Annotated in this window: 14 protein-coding genes; 10 read left to right on the top strand and 4 right to left on the bottom strand. The window is 59.4% G+C overall.

The annotated features are described in order from the left end of the window. A partial coding sequence (locus tag ACI2KG_RS17450; protein WP_404662729.1) for a putative PEP-binding protein occupies positions 1–465 on the top strand: 465 nt, incomplete at its 5' end. Between the two features lie 67 nt (positions 466–532). Here ACI2KG_RS17450 and ACI2KG_RS17445 read toward each other — a convergent pair. Further along, entirely contained in the window at positions 533–1,003 is a 471-nt protein-coding gene (locus tag ACI2KG_RS17445) for an Lrp/AsnC family transcriptional regulator (RefSeq protein WP_404662728.1), read from the bottom strand. A gap of 168 nt (positions 1,004–1,171) precedes the next feature. Between ACI2KG_RS17445 and ACI2KG_RS17440 the strand changes: the two genes are divergently transcribed. From ACI2KG_RS17440 to ACI2KG_RS17425, 4 genes are all read left to right on the top strand, one after another. Beyond that, entirely contained in the window at positions 1,172–2,425 is a 1,254-nt protein-coding gene (locus tag ACI2KG_RS17440) for a Zn-dependent hydrolase (RefSeq protein ID WP_404662727.1), read from the top strand. Between the two features lie 75 nt (positions 2,426–2,500). After that, complete coding sequence (locus ACI2KG_RS17435; RefSeq protein WP_404662726.1) at positions 2,501–3,727, top strand: diaminopropionate ammonia-lyase; 1,227 nt, start codon at positions 2,501–2,503, stop codon at positions 3,725–3,727. Positions 3,728–3,814: 87 nt separating this feature from the next. Continuing rightward, the gene (locus ACI2KG_RS17430; protein WP_404662725.1) at positions 3,815–5,458 is read left to right on the top strand and encodes an APC family permease; all 1,644 of its coding nucleotides are present in this window, start codon (positions 3,815–3,817) and stop codon (positions 5,456–5,458) included. A gap of 16 nt (positions 5,459–5,474) precedes the next feature. Next, on the top strand, positions 5,475–6,641 hold the full coding sequence (locus tag ACI2KG_RS17425) for a M20 aminoacylase family protein (RefSeq protein WP_404662724.1): 1,167 nt from the start codon (positions 5,475–5,477) through the stop codon (positions 6,639–6,641). 289 nt (positions 6,642–6,930) lie between these two features. Here ACI2KG_RS17425 and ACI2KG_RS17420 read toward each other — a convergent pair whose 3' ends face one another. From ACI2KG_RS17420 to ACI2KG_RS17410, 3 genes are all read right to left on the bottom strand, one after another. Next, positions 6,931–8,235 carry an aspartate aminotransferase family protein gene (locus ACI2KG_RS17420; protein ID WP_404662723.1) on the bottom strand — a complete coding sequence of 435 codons (1,305 nt, stop codon included), beginning with the start codon at positions 8,233–8,235 and terminating at the stop codon, positions 6,931–6,933. A 119-nt stretch (positions 8,236–8,354) separates the two neighbouring features. Beyond that, complete coding sequence (locus ACI2KG_RS17415; RefSeq protein ID WP_404662722.1) at positions 8,355–9,851, bottom strand: CoA-acylating methylmalonate-semialdehyde dehydrogenase; 1,497 nt, start codon at positions 9,849–9,851, stop codon at positions 8,355–8,357. 76 nt (positions 9,852–9,927) lie between these two features. Then, positions 9,928–11,274 carry an aspartate aminotransferase family protein gene (locus tag ACI2KG_RS17410; protein ID WP_404662721.1) on the bottom strand — a complete coding sequence of 449 codons (1,347 nt, stop codon included), beginning with the start codon at positions 11,272–11,274 and terminating at the stop codon, positions 9,928–9,930. A gap of 101 nt (positions 11,275–11,375) precedes the next feature. On the opposite strand from ACI2KG_RS17410, the gene ACI2KG_RS17405 reads away from it, so the two are divergent. The 5 genes from ACI2KG_RS17405 to ACI2KG_RS17385 all read left to right on the top strand — a co-directional run bounded on the left by ACI2KG_RS17405 (position 11,376) and on the right by ACI2KG_RS17385 (position 15,579). Next, positions 11,376–12,296, top strand: a complete 921-nt coding sequence (locus tag ACI2KG_RS17405; RefSeq protein ID WP_404662720.1) for a LysR family transcriptional regulator — start codon at positions 11,376–11,378, stop codon at positions 12,294–12,296. 214 nt (positions 12,297–12,510) lie between these two features. After that, positions 12,511–13,347, top strand: a complete 837-nt coding sequence (locus ACI2KG_RS17400; RefSeq protein ID WP_404662719.1) for a transporter substrate-binding domain-containing protein — start codon at positions 12,511–12,513, stop codon at positions 13,345–13,347. Between the two features lie 52 nt (positions 13,348–13,399). Beyond that, positions 13,400–14,221 (top strand): amino acid ABC transporter ATP-binding protein, encoded by an 822-nt coding sequence (locus tag ACI2KG_RS17395; protein ID WP_404662718.1) that lies wholly within the window; start codon positions 13,400–13,402, stop codon positions 14,219–14,221. 10 nt (positions 14,222–14,231) lie between these two features. Then, complete coding sequence (locus tag ACI2KG_RS17390; RefSeq protein WP_404662717.1) at positions 14,232–14,903, top strand: amino acid ABC transporter permease; 672 nt, start codon at positions 14,232–14,234, stop codon at positions 14,901–14,903. A 10-nt stretch (positions 14,904–14,913) separates the two neighbouring features. Continuing rightward, positions 14,914–15,579 (top strand): amino acid ABC transporter permease, encoded by a 666-nt coding sequence (locus ACI2KG_RS17385; RefSeq protein WP_404662716.1) that lies wholly within the window; start codon positions 14,914–14,916, stop codon positions 15,577–15,579. The last annotated feature ends 21 nt before the right edge of the window (positions 15,580–15,600 follow it).

Below are 15,600 nucleotides of genomic sequence, written 5' to 3'. Positions count from 1 at the left end.
GTTGTCGACCTGCTCGCCGAAAACGGCCTGGCCCGTGGCGACAACGGCCTGCGCGTGATCATGATGTGTGAACTGCCGTCCAACGCCATCCTCGCCGAAGAGTTCCTGGAATACTTCGACGGCTTCTCGATCGGCTCCAACGATCTGACCCAGCTGACCCTGGGGCTGGACCGTGACTCGGGCATCATCGCGCACCTGTTCGATGAGCGTAACCCTGCGGTGAAGAAGCTGCTGGCCAACGCCATTGCTGCGTGCAACAAGGCCGGCAAGTACATCGGCATCTGTGGCCAGGGCCCGTCGGACCACCCGGACCTGGCCAAGTGGCTGATGGAGCAGGGCATCGACAGCGTGTCGCTGAACCCGGACTCGGTGATCGAGACCTGGCTCTTCCTGGCGGAGAATCAAGAACAGGAAACCATTGAGTTCCCAGCACTCGAAGCACTGGTAGCCTTCGCCCAGCGATAACGGGTAGCAGCCAGGTTCAGCAGCACCGGGCAGGGGCAACGACAGTTGCCCCCGCCTCATTCCAGTCTTAGCCTTCCAGGTCGGTCGGCACAGCGAGCCCGGTTTTCACATTGCTCATTGAAACCAGTGTCTTGAAGCGCTTGACGTTGTTGCTTTGGAAAAAGAGCGCCCTGGTCAATTGCGTGTACTGCTCCATGTTCCTGACCAGCATGATCAGCACGAAGTCACACTCCCCTGCCACGTAGTAGCACTGCTGAACCTGCGGACACGCCATGAACGTCCTTTTCATTTCGTCCAGCAGCTCCAACCGCTCACTTTCTACCTCGACCTCGGTAATGACGGTCAGCATGTAACCCAGGCTCGCAGGGTTCACCTGCGCCACCGTGCGCTGAATGACCCCTTCGCAGCCCAATTTCTTCAAGCGCCGATTGACCGCAGCCGAGGACAGGTTCACCTGCTCGCCAAGATCTATCTGGGACGTTGTTGCATCGCGCTGGACCACTTCCAGCAAGGCACGGTCAAACGAATCAAGGCTCATGGTCAGCTCGTAATGAATCCATCGGTTCAAGCGCTAAAAGGTAATAAAACTACGCTAACAGGCACAAAATCAAGATTTCATACACCTTGAAAGGAATATCATTTTTAGGTGACCACAGAACAATAACGCGAGGTGGCGGCATCCGCCCTTCGCACTGCGGAGATAAAGATGAGCAATGTGCCTGGCTTGCAATTGAATGGTGCGAAGCTTCTTCAGCAGATCAAGACCTTGGGCGATATTGGTGTTGACCTGACCCAAGGTGGCAGGACGCGCATCGCGCTCAGCGATGCGGAAAAAGCGGGCCGTGATCAGGTGGTGGCCTGGATGCGCGAGCTTGAACTGGACATTCAGGTTGATCGTATCGGCAATATTTTTGGTTCGCTCCGCTGCGCAAGCGACACCGGACACGAACGCCCCTTCATGATGGGTTCGCATATCGACACGGTCACCAACGCCGGGGCCCTGGACGGCTGCTACGGTGTGCTGGCCGGGCTGGCCGTACAGCGCGCATACCGTGAGGCAGGCGTGTTGCCACCGCGCACCATCACCGTGGGCGCCTTTACCAACGAGGAAGGCGTGCGCTATCAACCGGACATGATGGGCTCGCTGGTCTATGCCGGCGGCATGAGCGTTGAAGACGCCCTGAAAACTGTAGGCACCGACGGCAGCCGACTGGGTGATGAGCTTGCCCGCATCGGCTATGCCGGCGAGCTGGTGCCAGGCGCCATGGTGCCCCACGAATACCTGGAGCTGCACATTGAACAAGGCCCCATTCTGGAAGCGGAAAACACCTTGATCGGCGTGGTGGAAAATCTGCAGGGCATTTCCTGGCAACAGGTGACCGTAAAAGGCAATGCCAACCACGCGGGTACTACCCCTACGCGCCTGCGTCAGGATGCTGGTTATGTGGCCTGCGCCATTGCTACCGAGTTGCGGCAACTCGCCAAAAGCAGCGGCACCACGCTTGCGACTATCGGTTGCATGACCTTCGAGCCTAATGTGATCAACGTTATCCCGCGTCGTGCCAGCTTCACTGTCGACCTCAGGGACCCAGACGAAAGCAAACTGCTGAAAGCTGAACAACAGCTCGCCGCGCGACTTGCAGAAATTGCCGAAGAAGAAGGCGTGTCGATTGAAACCGAGCAACTGGTGCGATTCCAGCCTGTGACCTTTGACCCATCCCTGGCCAATGCTATCGAAGACTCTGCCCGACGCTTTGGCTTCAGCCACCGCCGCATGACTTCGGGCGCAGGCCACGATGCGCAGATGATCGCCCGAATTGCGCCTGCCGCAATGATCTTCGTGCCCAGCCGTGGGGGCATCAGCCACAACCCCCGCGAACATACTGACGACGACCAACTGCTCAACGGTGCGCAAGTGCTGCTGGATGTCGTCCAACGGCGCCTGAACACGCCCCTCTGATCGCCCCTCCCCACATGTGCCCGCCGGTGATTACCGGCGGCAATGGCACCACTTTGCCTGCTATTGGAGTCCGAAATGCTGTTAGCGAACCCGAACGTAATCCGCCAACCCTACCCTGATGATCTCAAGCGGATCATGAACATCGCCAGTGCCAACGAAAGTCGCCAGTGGCTTGGCCAGTGGTCGAGCATCAATGCCAATGGCACACCGCTGTATAACCTGCCAAGCCTTGCCAGTGAACTGGGCGTAGCCCAGATATTGGTCAAAGATGAATCGGTACGTTCGCAACTGGGCAGTTTCAAGGCGCTCGGTGCCCCGATCGCCTTGGTGCGGCTGATCATGCGCACCTTTGCCGAGCGCCAGTTCACGGCTGCAGACCTGTTTGCCGGTAAACATGCAGCCGAACTGGCCAACTTCACCGTCATCAGCGCTACCGATGGCAACCACGGACGTGCATTGGCTGCCGCCGCCCAGAGTATTGGCTGCCGCTGCGTGATCGTGCTGCATGCCAACGTCAGCGTCGAGCGAGAGACTGCCATCGCTGCCTATGGCGCACAAATCGTGCGCATCACCGGCAACTATGACGAATCTGTCGAGAAAGCGGCCAGCCTGGCAGAGCACAACAGCTGGCTGGTCGTATCTGACACCTCGTACGAGGGCTATCAGGATATACCAAGGGATGTAATGCAAGGCTACGGCACCATTCCCGCTGAGATCATTGAAGACCTGCAAGCACAGAGCACCCCGCGGCCGCCGTTTACCCACGTATTCCTGCAAGGCGGCGTCGGCGGCCTGGCAGCGGGTATTGCCAGCTACCTGTGGGAGCACTTTGCTGAGCAACGCCCTACCTTCATCGTGGTTGAGCCTGCGCAAGCGGACTGCCTCTATCAAAGCGCAAAGTCCGGCAAAGCAGCCAAGGCAACCGGCTCGGTAGATTCCGTCATGGCGGGCCTGGCGTGCGGTGAAACCTCACCTCTGGCCTGGCAGTTCCTGCAGCCGTGTGTCGACTTCTTCATGACCATCGAGGATGACGAAGCCGTGGCATCGATGAAGCGGTTGGCTCAAGGCAGCCAGCAAGACATCCCGCTGGTTGCGGGTGAGTCCGCGGTAGCAGGCCTCTCTGCCCTTACCCGACTGATGCACGCCCCCGGCTTGGCTGAGGACGTCGGGCTCGATGGGCAATCGCGCGTGTTGTTGATCAGTACCGAGGGTGCAACGGCCCCGGGCGTATACGAAGAATTGGTGGGCGAGTCGAGCGACTCGGTACTCAAGCGTCAAGTGGATTGGCAATCGCGCACCTGATGGCCGCCCTTCCCTGATCCCGCCTGAAGTGTGCGCCTGCACACCTCAGGCGGGCTGCTCCAGACAAAAATAACAGTGGAGTTCCTCATGCAAAAAACCGCTCGCAACATCGGGCCGTGGTCACTCATGCTTACGGGCCTGGGTTCTATCATCGGCTCCGGCTGGTTATTCGGTGCCTGGCATGCATCAGCAATCGCAGGGCCTGCCGCCATCCTGGCTTGGGTTATTGGTGCAGTGGTCGTACTGGCTATCGCCTTGACCTATGCCGAGATGGGCGCCATGTTCCCCGAGTCGGGCGGCATGGTGCGCTATGCCCGCTACTCCCATGGCTCATTGACCGGCTTCCTGGCAGCCTGGGCAAACTGGATTTCCATCGTTTCCGTCATTCCCATCGAGGCCATCGCCTCAGTTCAGTACATGGCCTCATGGCCCTACCCGTGGGCGCAAGCCATGGTCGCCAACGGTGAGCTGACCACTCACGGCCTGTGGGCGAGTGCCGCACTCGTGCTGGTCTACTTTGCCCTCAATTACTGGGGGGTGAAGCTGTTCGTCAAGACCAACACCGCTATCACCACTTTCAAGTTGGTAGTACCGGCTGTGACTGGTGTGGCGCTGATCTGGGCGAGCTTCAATACCGAGAATTTTGGCGACGGTACTGCTTCAAGCTTCGCCCCCTATGGTTGGTCGGCAGTCTTCACCGCCGTTGCAGCCAGCGGCATCGTCTTCAGCTTCAACGGTTTCCAGAGCCCAGTGAGCTTGGCCGGTGAGGCTCGCAACCCTGGCAAAAGCATCCCCTTCGCGTTGATTGGCTCAGTACTCATTGCCTTGGTGGTCTATGTGTTGCTCCAGGTAGCGTTCATCGGCGCAGTCAGCCCCCAAAGCATCGCCACTGGCTGGCATAGCCTGAACTTTGACTCGCCACTGGCGCAGCTCGCCCTGGCTTTGAACTTGAACTGGCTGGCCATGCTCCTGTACCTCGACGCCTTCGTCAGCCCTTCCGGTACAGGCTCGATCTATACCGCCACCACGGCGCGGATGATCTACGCCATGGAGCGCAACAACACCATGCCCAAGGTGTTCGGCAGCCTGCACCCGATCTATGGGGTGCCTCGTGCGGCCATGTGGTTCAACCTGGCGGTCTCTTCCATTTTCCTGTTCTTCTTCCGCGGCTGGGGAACCCTCGCTGCAGTGATCTCGGTTGCCGTCATCATCTCCTTCCTGACTGGCCCTGTGAGCCTGATGTCGCTGCGCGTCACCGCTCCTGATGTACCGCGACCATTGCGCCTCAAAGGTATGCAGTTCATTGCACCCTTCGCGTTCGTGTGTGCTTCGCTGGTGCTGTACTGGGCCCGCTGGCCTCTGACAGGCCAGGTGATCTTGCTGGTTGTCGGCGCCCTGCCGCTCTTCTTCTATTACCAAGCCAACCAAGGCTGGAAGGGCTTCGGCCGGGAATTGACAGCCGCAGGTTGGCTAATCGGATACCTGCCGAGCATGGCCGTTGTTTCCTACATCGGTAGCGAAGCGTTCGGAGGCATCGGGTTGCTCGGGGAAGGCTGGGACATGCTGGTTGTCGCTGGCGTAGCGCTCGCCTTCTACCTACTGGGCGTGCGGAGCGGATACCGCACTCCTTATCTGGCAGAAAGTGTGGTGTGGCGTCAGGCAGACAACGCTGCCTGCGCATCCGAGCCCCTCCCCTTATCGACAGCAACGCAACCTCCACTCCCTCACTGACCAGGAATTTGTACCGATGATCTCTGACCCTACTTTTGAGCAGCGTGTGAAAGACTGGCGCCATGCGTTCCATCGCCACCCAGAGACGGGCTTCGAGGAATTCAATACCGCAACCCAGGTCGCAAAGATCCTGGAGAGCTTCGGCCTGCACGTGCACCGAGGCATTGGCGGTACCGGACTTGTCGCCAGCTTGCGCGTGGGCGATGGCCACGGCTGCATCGGCCTGCGAGCCGACATGGACGCCCTGAACATCACCGAACAAGCGCAGCATCACGATCATGCCTCGTGCATCAGCGGAAAGATGCATGCCTGCGGCCATGACGGGCACATGGCGATGATCTTGGGTGCGGCAGAACTGTTGTGCCAGCGCCGTAACTTCAATGGAACCGTGCGTTTCATTTTCCAGCCCGCGGAAGAGCATGGCTGTGGCGCCAAGGCAATGATGGCAGACGGATTATTCGAGCGCTTTCCCGTTGACGCACTGTATGGTGCCCATAACATGCCCGGTATGCCTGCCGGTCACATCGCAACCCGGGTAGGCGGGATCATGGCCAGCGAAGACAATTTCGTCATCCGCATCCAGGGGCAAGGTACCCATGCGGCTCGCCCGCACATGGGGATCGACCCGCTGGTGATCGGGGCGCAGATTGTGATGGCGTTGCAAACGGTGGTTGCGCGCAACGTGGACCCCAGCTTGTCGGCCGTTGTGTCCTGCACCGAATTCACCACCGACGGCATTCGCAACGCAATACCCACTCATGTAGTCATCAAGGGTGACACCCGCAGCTACGATCCTAGCGTGCAAGCCCTGCTGGAAACTCGTATGCGCGAACTCTGCCTGGGTATATGCGCCGCACACGGGGCTACCTGCACCTTTGAGTACACCCATGAGTTTGCACCTACCGTAAACTGGCCTGAGCAAACCGCTTTGGCCATTACGGCGGCGCGTAATACCGTGGGTGACTCGGCGGTGGACGCCGATGTCATGCCGATGATGATCTCGGAGGATTTCGGCGCGTTCATTCAGCAGATACCCGGCAACTTCGTCTTCATTGGCAACGGCGCGAGCGGGCAAAAAGGCGCCACGCCTCTGCACAATGCCTCTTACGATTTCAACGACGAAATTCTTGTCACCGGAGCACGCTATTTTGCCGAGGTGGCTCGGCTGGCCCTGCCGGTCTGAACAGCACTAACGCAAAAACAAAAGCCAAGCTAAGCCTGGCTTTTGTTTTCAGGAAAAAAAGGCCGCCCAGCGTGGGGGCGGCAAAGGTCTCAAGCCGAAGCCTTCGACAGTGGTGAGAGGCTGCAATCCATGAAAGTTACCATCACCGCAGTGACCTCTGCGGGTAAGAGAAGCCGCATCATCCACCTTCAAAGTTAGACCAATGGAAGACGCTAGCACTCCAACTCAACCCTTCCCGGGCGCATACCCGAGAAGGTAAAGAACTCGGCACAAGCGAGTTGATGAACCGTTAGCCCAGTACGGAGCCGATGACTTCGTCCAGGATGGCGACACCCGCCTCGACTTCTTCAGCCGTGATGATGCAGGGCGGCGCGACGTGGATACGGTTCTCGACCACGAAGGGCAGCAGTCCGCGCTCCAGCAGCTTGTTCTTCAATGCCAGCATGGTCTGGGCAGCTAACGGCGCACGCGTCGACTTGTCGCTGACGAACTCCAGCGCCCAGAAGACGCCGGCGCCACGGACTTCGCCGATCGCCGGGTGGCGCTGCTGCAGTTCACGCAAACGCGGGCCGAGCTGTTTCTCGCCGATTTCCTGAGCGTTCTCGACCACGCGCTCTTTGCGCATGGTATCAATGGACGCAACAATCGAGGCCATGGCCAGCGGGTGACCGGAGTAAGTCAGGCCGCCTGGGAAGAAGTGGGTATCGAAGTAGGTGCTCAGTTGTTCCGAGATCACCACGCCACCAACAGGTACATAGCCCGAATTCACCCCCTTGGCGAAGGTGATGAGGTCCGGCACGACGCCGTAATGCTCGAAGGCGAACCACTTGCCGGTACGACCGAAGCCAGCCATCACTTCGTCGAGGATCAGCATGATGCCGAACTCGTTGGCCAGTTCGCGCACGCCCTGCATGTAGGCGACTGGGGTCACCAGCACACCGGCAGTACCCGGCAGGCTCTCCAGCAGAATGGCAGCGATCGAGCTCGCGCCTTCGCATTCGATCACGCGACGCAGATGACGCAGGGCGCGTTCGGTTTCTTCAGCCTCGTTCTGGGCGTTGAACTCACTGCGGTACAGGTACGGGGTGAAGAAGTGCACGTGGCCGCGGGCGTACTCGTTCGGCACACGGCGCGGGTCGCCTGTGGCGACGATTGCCGACCCGGTGTTGCCGTGGTAGGAACGGTAGGACGACAGCACCTTGTCACGACCGGTGAACAGGCGCGCCATGCGGATCGCGTTTTCGTTGGCGTCGGCGCCACCGTTGGTGAAGAAGACTTTCTTGAAGCCGGCCGGGGCCTGCTCGATGATGCGTTTGGCGGCTTCGCCGCGGACCAGGTTGGCCGTTGCCGGGGCAATGGTGGTCAGCGCGCCGGCTTGTTCCTGGATGGCCGCGATGACCGCTGGATGCTGATGGCCCAGGTTGGTGTTGATCAGCTGGCTGGAAAAGTCCAGGTAACGCTTGCCGTCGTAATCCCAGACCGTGCTGCCCTCGCCGCCGGCGATCACCAGAGGGTTGAGTGTTCCTTGGGTCGACCACGAGTGGAATACATACTCGCGATCGAGATCTTTCACGTACTGATTGGTAATCGCCATGATACTTGTCGACCTGTCTATTAAGTGTGCCAGACGCTTGTAAAGTGACGAATGCCTGCGCCATCGCGGTTCTCCGTCAGAACAGTGAACGATGCAGGCATTCGAACCTGGGGCTTGCCTTAGCTGTTGCTAGGGAAAGCGAATTGAGCGGCCTCATGGCTGGTGCGTTTCGGCCAGCGCTGGGTGATTGCCTTCTTGCGGGTGTAGAAGCGCACACCGTCCGGGCCATAGGCGTGCAAGTCGCCGAACAGCGAGCGCTTCCAGCCGCCGAAGCTGTGGTAGCTCACCGGAACCGGCAGCGGCACGTTGACGCCGACCATGCCCACTTCGATCTCGTCGCAGAACAGGCGGGCCGATTCACCGTCGCGGGTGAAAATGCAGGTACCGTTGCCATACTCGTGGTCGTTGATCAGCTTGATCGCGTCTTCCAGGCTGTTCACGCGGACCACGCACAGTACAGGGCCGAAGATCTCTTCCTTATAGATGCGCATTTCCGGGGTAACACGGTCGAACAGCGTGCCGCCCACGAAATAGCCATCTTCGTTGCCTGCCACTTTGAAGCCACGGCCGTCTACAACGACCTTGGCACCGGCGGCAACGCCGTCATCGATGTAACCCAGCACCTTGTCACGCGCAGCAGCGGTGACCAGCGGGCCCATGTCAAGGCCACAGGAGGTGCCGGCACCGATCTTCAGGGCTTTGATCTGGGGTTCAAGCTTGGCGATCATGGCGTCTGCCACCTGGTCACCCACGCACACGGCCACGGAGATCGCCATGCAGCGCTCGCCGCACGAGCCGTAGGCGGCGCCCATCAGCGCGCTGACGGCGTTGTCCAGCTCGGCGTCCGGCATCAACACGGCGTGGTTCTTGGCGCCGCCCAGGGCTTGTACGCGCTTGCCGCGCTTGGTGCCTTCGGCGTAGATGTATTCGGCGATCGGGGTCGAACCGACGAAGCTCAGGGCCTTGACTTCAGGCGCCTCGATCAGTGCGTCCACCGCTTCCTTGTCACCGTGCACCACGTTCAGCACGCCTTTTGGCAGGCCGGCTTCGTGCAGCAGTTCGGCGATCAGCAGGGTCGAGCTTGGATCGCGCTCGGACGGCTTGAGGATGAAGCAGTTACCGCAGGCGATGGCCAGCGGATACATCCACAGCGGTACCATCGCCGGGAAGTTGAACGGGGTGATGCCGGCCACTACGCCGATGGGCTGCAGATCGCTCCAGGCATCGATGTTCGGACCTACGTTACGGCTGTATTCGCCCTTGAGGATCTCGGGAGCGGCACTGGCGAATTCGACGTTCTCGATACCGCGCTTGAGTTCACCGATGGCATCTTCAATGGTCTTGCCGTGCTCTTCGCTGATCAGCTGGGCAATACGCTGCTCATTCGCCTCCAGCAGTTGCTTGAAGCGGAACATCACCTGCGCGCGCTTGGCCGGCGGGGTGTTACGCCAGGCCGGGAAGGCGGCCTGGGCCGAGTCGATGGCCTTTTGCACAGTGGCGCGGCTCGCCAGGCCCAACTTGTGGATAGCCTGACCAGTGGACGGATTGAACACATCCGTGGTGCGGGCGTCGTCCGCGATGTGTTCACCATGGATCAAGTGCTTGATAGTTGCCATCTTCTTTCCTCGAGCTTGGTGACAAGCTGTCTGTTTGTTGTATGAAGGAAGCTCTCGTCGCGCGAGAGCGTGCTGATCAGTCGATACCGTGCAAGGCTTCGCCCACGGCATCGAACAGACGATCCAGTTCCTGGGGTTGGGTGTTGAATGTTGGGCCGAATTGCAGCGTGTCGCCGCCAAAGCGCACGTAGAAACCTGCTTTCCACAACGCCATGCCTGCTTCGAACGGGCGAATGAGCGTATCGCCATCCCGTGGCGCAACCTGCAACGCACCGGCCAAGCCGCAGTTGCGGATGTCGACGATGTGCCGGCTGCCCTTCAGGGCATGAATAGTTTTCTCGAAGTGCGGAGCCAGTTCTGCCGACTGTTGAACCAGATTGTCCTTTTCCAGCAGATCCAAGGTGGCCAAGGCAGCTGCGCATGCAACCGGGTGGGCCGAATACGTGTAACCGTGGGCGAACTCGACCGCGTATTCGGGAGACGCCTGGTACATGAAGGTGTTGTAGATCTCGCTGGAGGCAACCACGGCACCCATCGGGATGGCACCGTTGGTAACCTGCTTGGCGATGTTCATCAGATCCGGAGTAACGCCAAAGTACTCGGCGCCCGTCATTACCCCCATGCGCCCGAAAGCGGTGATTACCTCATCGAATATCAGCAGAATGTGGTGCTGGTCGCAGATCTCGCGCAGGCGCTGAAGGTAGCCTTGCGGCGGAACGATGACACCGGCCGAGCCGGACATCGGTTCAACGATGACTGCCGCGATGTTGGAGGCATCATGCAGCTCGATCAGCTTCAGCAATTCATTGGCCAAGGCCACGCCGCCCGTCTCGGCAGCACCCTTGGTGAACGCCAGGTCCGGCTGCAAGGTGTGTGGGAGGTGGTCGACATCCATCAATGGGCCGAACATCTTGCGGTTGCCGCCAATGCCACCCAGCGAGGTGCCAGCAACGTTCACGCCGTGGTAACCGCGGGCGCGGCCAATCAGCTTGGTTTTCTGAGGCTGACCTTTGAGGCGCCAGTACGCGCGGGCCATCTTGATAGAGGTATCAGCGCTCTCGGAGCCCGAGCCCGTAAAGAACACGTGATTGAGATTGCCCGGTACAAGGTCGGCAATCTTTTCAGCCAGCTGGAAAGACAGAGGATGCCCATACTGAAACGCTGGCGCGTAGTCCAGGGACACCAATTGCTTCGCGACAGCGTCAGCGATTTCCTGTCGGGAATGGCCCGCTCCACAGGTCCACAAACCCGAAAGGCTATCGAACACCTCGCGGCCATGCTCATCAATCAGTCGATTACCTTTGGCTCCCACGATGAAGCGAGGGTCTTTCTTGAAATTCCGATTGGAGGAAAACGGCATCCAGTGTGATTCAAGTTGGAGGCCACTGGCCAAGGAGAAAGGTGTCTGCAAGGCCTGGTTCATGAGGGTAATCCTGAGCGTGGCGTGATGGGCCTAGCTTGTGCTGGAAAGTCATATGCGATAAATCTATATTTTCTTGCACTCAGTTATTGGAAAGCTCACGCATGACCAAGAAGACACCCTTGCATCAGGTCAGTGATTTTGATCTCAGGCTACTGCGGGTTTTTAAAACCGTCGCCGAATGCGGCAGTTTTTCCGGTGCCGAAAGTGCACTGGGCATCACCCGATCCGCCATCAGCTTGCACATGGGCGACCTGGAAAAGCGCCTGGGGATGCGCTTGTGCCAGCGGGGTCGTGCAGGCTTTGCCCTGACTGACGAAGGCCGTGAAGTGCTGCGCGCCAGTGAAACCGTACTGGTGGCCATCGAGGGATTTCGCAGCGAAGTGAACCAGATGCACCAGCAGTTGCGTGGCGACCTCAACGTGGCCATCGTCAACAACCTGGTCACCCAGCCGAAGATGCGCATCACCCATGCGCTCAAAGCCGTGCGCGCGGAAGGCAGTGGCGTGCGCATCAACCTGAGCATGAGCACCCCCGGCGAAATAGAGCGAGGTCTCCTGGATGGGCACCTTCACGTCGGCGCAGTGCCGCTGATTTCTCCCCTGTCCGGCCTGGACTACAGCTTGCTCTACGAGGAGCGTTCAAATCTGTACTGCAGCCACGAGCACCCCCTGTTCGCTTATGCCGCCAGCGTCACTGACGAACAACTTGCTCAGGCCGATGCCGTGGTGCCGACCTACCGAATGACCGCCGAGGCTATTGGGCTACACCAACTGCTCAACTTCGGGGCTTCAGCGACCGACCGTGAGGGCATTGCGTTTTTAATTCTGACGGGTAGCTACATTGGTTTCCTGCCCGATCATTATGCCGCCAGCTGGGTGGACAAAGGCATCATGGCAGCGCTTGACCCTAACCGCCTGTTCTTCGACGCCAAGCTCGCCATCGCGACCCGCAAAGGGCGGCGACCTAACATGATCCTTGAGCGTTTTCTCGATGAATTGCAGTTGACCGGCAGCCCCGCCTAGCTTCATCCCCTCCTTCCCCCAAAGCATTCCCAATCACTTTCACAGGTGATCGGGGTTGCTTTGCTTCAAAAAATTCTTTCAAGCGTGTTGACAGGCTGCGCATAGTCGCAATAGCCTGAATGCATCGCTGCACACAACGTAGCACTCATAAAATCACAACGATTCGTTTGCTTCCTCTTCTGCCTACAAAAACAAATTACCGGAGAGATTCAACATGGCACGGTCCTTTTCCCGCAAAGTCAGCGCCGGCATCGCAAGCCTGACCGCAGCTGTAGCGCTGCTGTCACAACCTGCAGCGCACGCCGACATGCAAACCTGGCAAAGCGTTCAGAAAGCCGGCGTATTGCGCTGCGGTGCAGCTGTCGCGGCCCCTTATGTGATGCGCGACCCGGCCTCAGGCCAGTACAGCGGCTATTTCGTCGAGTTGTGCCGCGACTTCGCCGAGAACGTGCTCAAGGTAAAAGCACAGTTCGTCGACACCAGTTGGGATAACCAGGTGGCCGGCCTGCAGAGTGGCAAATGGGACATGGCCATGGCGCTGAACATGACGCCTGAAAGAGCAAAAGCCGTGGCGTTCTCGACCCCGGCCACCGACTATCAGGTGTCGTTGCTGATCAACGAGAAAAATCCGAAGTTCAGCGGTGCTGGTAACGCCATCACTGATTTCGATAAGCCTGGCGTCACCATCGCCGTCATTTCGGGTACCGCCGCCGACAAGGCCGTAACCGCCGCCATCAAGAACGCCACGCTGATGCGTCTGCCAGGTTCGGACGAAACGCGCATGGCATTAATGTCCCGCCGCGCCGACGTGCTGGCTGATGCCAACGACACCAATCACTTGTTCGCCATGGCAAACAACTGGGTCAAGGAAGTTATCCCGGTACCTGCGATGGCCAAGCAAGGGGTGTCCTTCGCCCTGGCCCATGACACGCCTGCGGCAGACCTGGCCGAGCTTGATGCCTACCTGACCCAGCGCCGCGCGTCGGGCGAGATCGACAAGCTGGTAGACAAGGCCTCCTCCGAAATCATTGCGGGCGGCAAAGCCCAGTAACTCCAGCTGACATATAGAGGGCCGTCAGCAGGCCCTTCCGGAGACGACTGTAATGACCACTCCTCATTTGGTGGCTTCCCAGCCACAGGCTTCGCTCAACCCGAATTCAGACATGAACGGCAATTTCATCCAGCTGCGCAGCGTACGCAAAGCCTACAGCGAGCAGCTGGTAGTCATGGACCAGATGAACCTGGACATGCGTGCCGATGATCGTCTCGTAATCATCGGCCCCTCCGGCAGCGGCAAAAGCTCCTTGTTACGGGTGCTCATGGGCCTGGAAAGCATCCAGGGCGGCACCATCAATTTCCAAGGCAAGCCGTACATCGACGGAGCACGCAAACAAGGCAAGCCGCTGGACGAGGCGCTGCACAAGCAGATTGGCATGGTGTTCCAGCACTACACGCTGTTCCCTCACCTTTCGGTGCTGGGCAACCTGATCCTGGCGCCAGTGAAGGTCCATGGCCTGAGCAAGGCCGAAGCCACCGAAAAGGCTCGCGCCTACCTTGCCCGCCTGGGCCTGGAGAGCAAGTTGCACGCCTACCCCAGCCAACTGTCCGGCGGCCAGAAGCAGCGTGTGGCAATTGCCCGTGCCTTGATGCTGGAACCACGCTTGATGCTGTTCGATGAAGTGACCTCGGCGCTTGACCCGGAGATGGTCATTGAAGTGCAGAACGTGATGATGCAGCTGGCCGAGCAGAAGATGGCGATGATCATCGTCACCCATGACATGCACTTCGCCCGGCACATCGCCACCCGCGTGGTGTTCTGCGCCAACGGCAAGGTCGTCGAGCAAGGTCCGCCCGAGCAGATCTTTACCCAGCCTCGTGAAGCTCGCACCCGCGAGTTCCTCGAAAAGGTCGTTCATTTCGATTGAGGGCGTGGTCATGAACTACCAATTCGACTTCCATTTTCTCAACGGCAGCCTGCCGGCTTTGCTCGACGGGCTCAAGGTAACCCTGGAACTGGCCCTGGTCTCGAACCTGATTGGCCTGGTCTGCGGCTTTCTCCTGTGCCTGATGACGTTGAGCCGCTGGTTCTTCATCCGTTGGCCGGCACAGTTGTTCATCGAGTTCTTCCGCTGCACCCCGGCACTGCTGCAGATTGTCTGGTTCTTCTATTGCGTGCCGATGCTGTTCGACGTGTTCATCGACCCCATTGCCATGGGTTTTCTGGCCCTTGGCCTGAACCTCACGGCATTCAACGCCGAAGCTTACCGGGCCGGTGTGCAGGCAGTGCCGCGTGAGCATCTGGATGCCTCCATTGCACTGGGGCTGAAGTCCTGGCAGCGCACGGTGTACGTCATTCTGCCGCAGTCGCTGCGCAGTGCCCTGCCGGTGTTGATCACCAATGGTATCGGCACCCTGCAGCAAAGCGCCCTGGTGGCCATCGTCGCGGTCGCTGACCTGATGTATGTGGGCAAGAGCCTCGCTACCGAAGCCTACCGCCCATTGGAAACCTACACCCTGATCGCGCTGATCTACTTCGCCCTGTCGCTGCCGATCGCGCAGCTGGTGCAGTGGTTCGAGCGGCGTCAGGAATTGGCTGGCCAGCGCTGAGGAGATTGTCATGCCACTCGATTTCTCGGTTGTCCTGGGCTACTGGCCCGTATTGCTCAAAGGTCTTGCCCTGACACTGGCCTTCACCGGCGTCTGCGCCCTGCTCGGCAGCCTGCTCGGGTTTGTCGTCAGCCTGCTGCGCCAGGTGAAACTCAAACTGGTTCGCCTGCCCTTGATGCTTTACGTCGAGTTCTTCCGCGGCACGCCACTGCTGATCCAGCTGTTCTGGGTGTTTTTCTGTTTCCCTGTGGTGTTCGGCCTGGATATCCCTCCGTATGTATCGGTGCTGATCGCGCTCACCCTCTATATGGGCGCAATCACCAGCGAGACTTTCCGCGGCGCGCTCAAGTCCATCGCCAGCGAACAGCATGACGCCTGCACCGCGCTCGGCCTGACTTCCAAGGTCAAGGTGCTGTACGTGATCTTCCCACAGGCCCTGCTGCGTGCCGTACCGCCGCTGCTGTCGAACGTGGTCAGCCTGTTCAAGGAGAGCGCATTGATCTCCTCGGTGGGTGTCGCCGACCTGATGTTCGTCGGCCAGAACATTTCCAACAGTACTGCCCGTCCGGTCGAGTTCCTCTCGGCAGTGGCGGTCATCTACTTCCTCGTGGCCTTCCCGCTGACCCGTCTGGTCGGTGTGGTCGAAGGGCGCTTGCTGCGCCGCTACGCCTACTAAACCTCCCTGACTGAACTGGAG

Origin of the sequence: Pseudomonas sp. NPDC089407 (assembly GCF_044900445.1) — a bacterium.
Taxonomy (GTDB): domain Bacteria; phylum Pseudomonadota; class Gammaproteobacteria; order Pseudomonadales; family Pseudomonadaceae; genus Aquipseudomonas.
This window is presented reverse-complemented; position numbering and strand designations above follow the sequence as displayed.

Excerpts from the sequence above, each read along its gene's own strand:
- ACI2KG_RS17445 (WP_404662728.1), bottom strand. The coding sequence starts at position 1,003 with ATGAGCCTTGATTCGTTTGACCGTGCCTTGCTGGAAGTGGTCCAGCGC.
- ACI2KG_RS17440 (WP_404662727.1), top strand. The coding sequence starts at position 1,172 with ATGAGCAATGTGCCTGGCTTGCAATTGAATGGTGCGAAGCTTCTTCAG.
- ACI2KG_RS17435 (WP_404662726.1), top strand. The coding sequence starts at position 2,501 with ATGCTGTTAGCGAACCCGAACGTAATCCGCCAACCCTACCCTGATGAT.
- ACI2KG_RS17430 (WP_404662725.1), top strand. The coding sequence starts at position 3,815 with ATGCAAAAAACCGCTCGCAACATCGGGCCGTGGTCACTCATGCTTACG.
- ACI2KG_RS17425 (WP_404662724.1), top strand. The coding sequence starts at position 5,475 with ATGATCTCTGACCCTACTTTTGAGCAGCGTGTGAAAGACTGGCGCCAT.
- ACI2KG_RS17420 (WP_404662723.1), bottom strand. The coding sequence starts at position 8,235 with ATGGCGATTACCAATCAGTACGTGAAAGATCTCGATCGCGAGTATGTA.
- ACI2KG_RS17415 (WP_404662722.1), bottom strand. The coding sequence starts at position 9,851 with ATGGCAACTATCAAGCACTTGATCCATGGTGAACACATCGCGGACGAC.
- ACI2KG_RS17410 (WP_404662721.1), bottom strand. The coding sequence starts at position 11,274 with ATGAACCAGGCCTTGCAGACACCTTTCTCCTTGGCCAGTGGCCTCCAA.
- ACI2KG_RS17405 (WP_404662720.1), top strand. The coding sequence starts at position 11,376 with ATGACCAAGAAGACACCCTTGCATCAGGTCAGTGATTTTGATCTCAGG.
- ACI2KG_RS17400 (WP_404662719.1), top strand. The coding sequence starts at position 12,511 with ATGGCACGGTCCTTTTCCCGCAAAGTCAGCGCCGGCATCGCAAGCCTG.
- ACI2KG_RS17395 (WP_404662718.1), top strand. The coding sequence starts at position 13,400 with ATGACCACTCCTCATTTGGTGGCTTCCCAGCCACAGGCTTCGCTCAAC.
- ACI2KG_RS17390 (WP_404662717.1), top strand. The coding sequence starts at position 14,232 with ATGAACTACCAATTCGACTTCCATTTTCTCAACGGCAGCCTGCCGGCT.
- ACI2KG_RS17385 (WP_404662716.1), top strand. The coding sequence starts at position 14,914 with ATGCCACTCGATTTCTCGGTTGTCCTGGGCTACTGGCCCGTATTGCTC.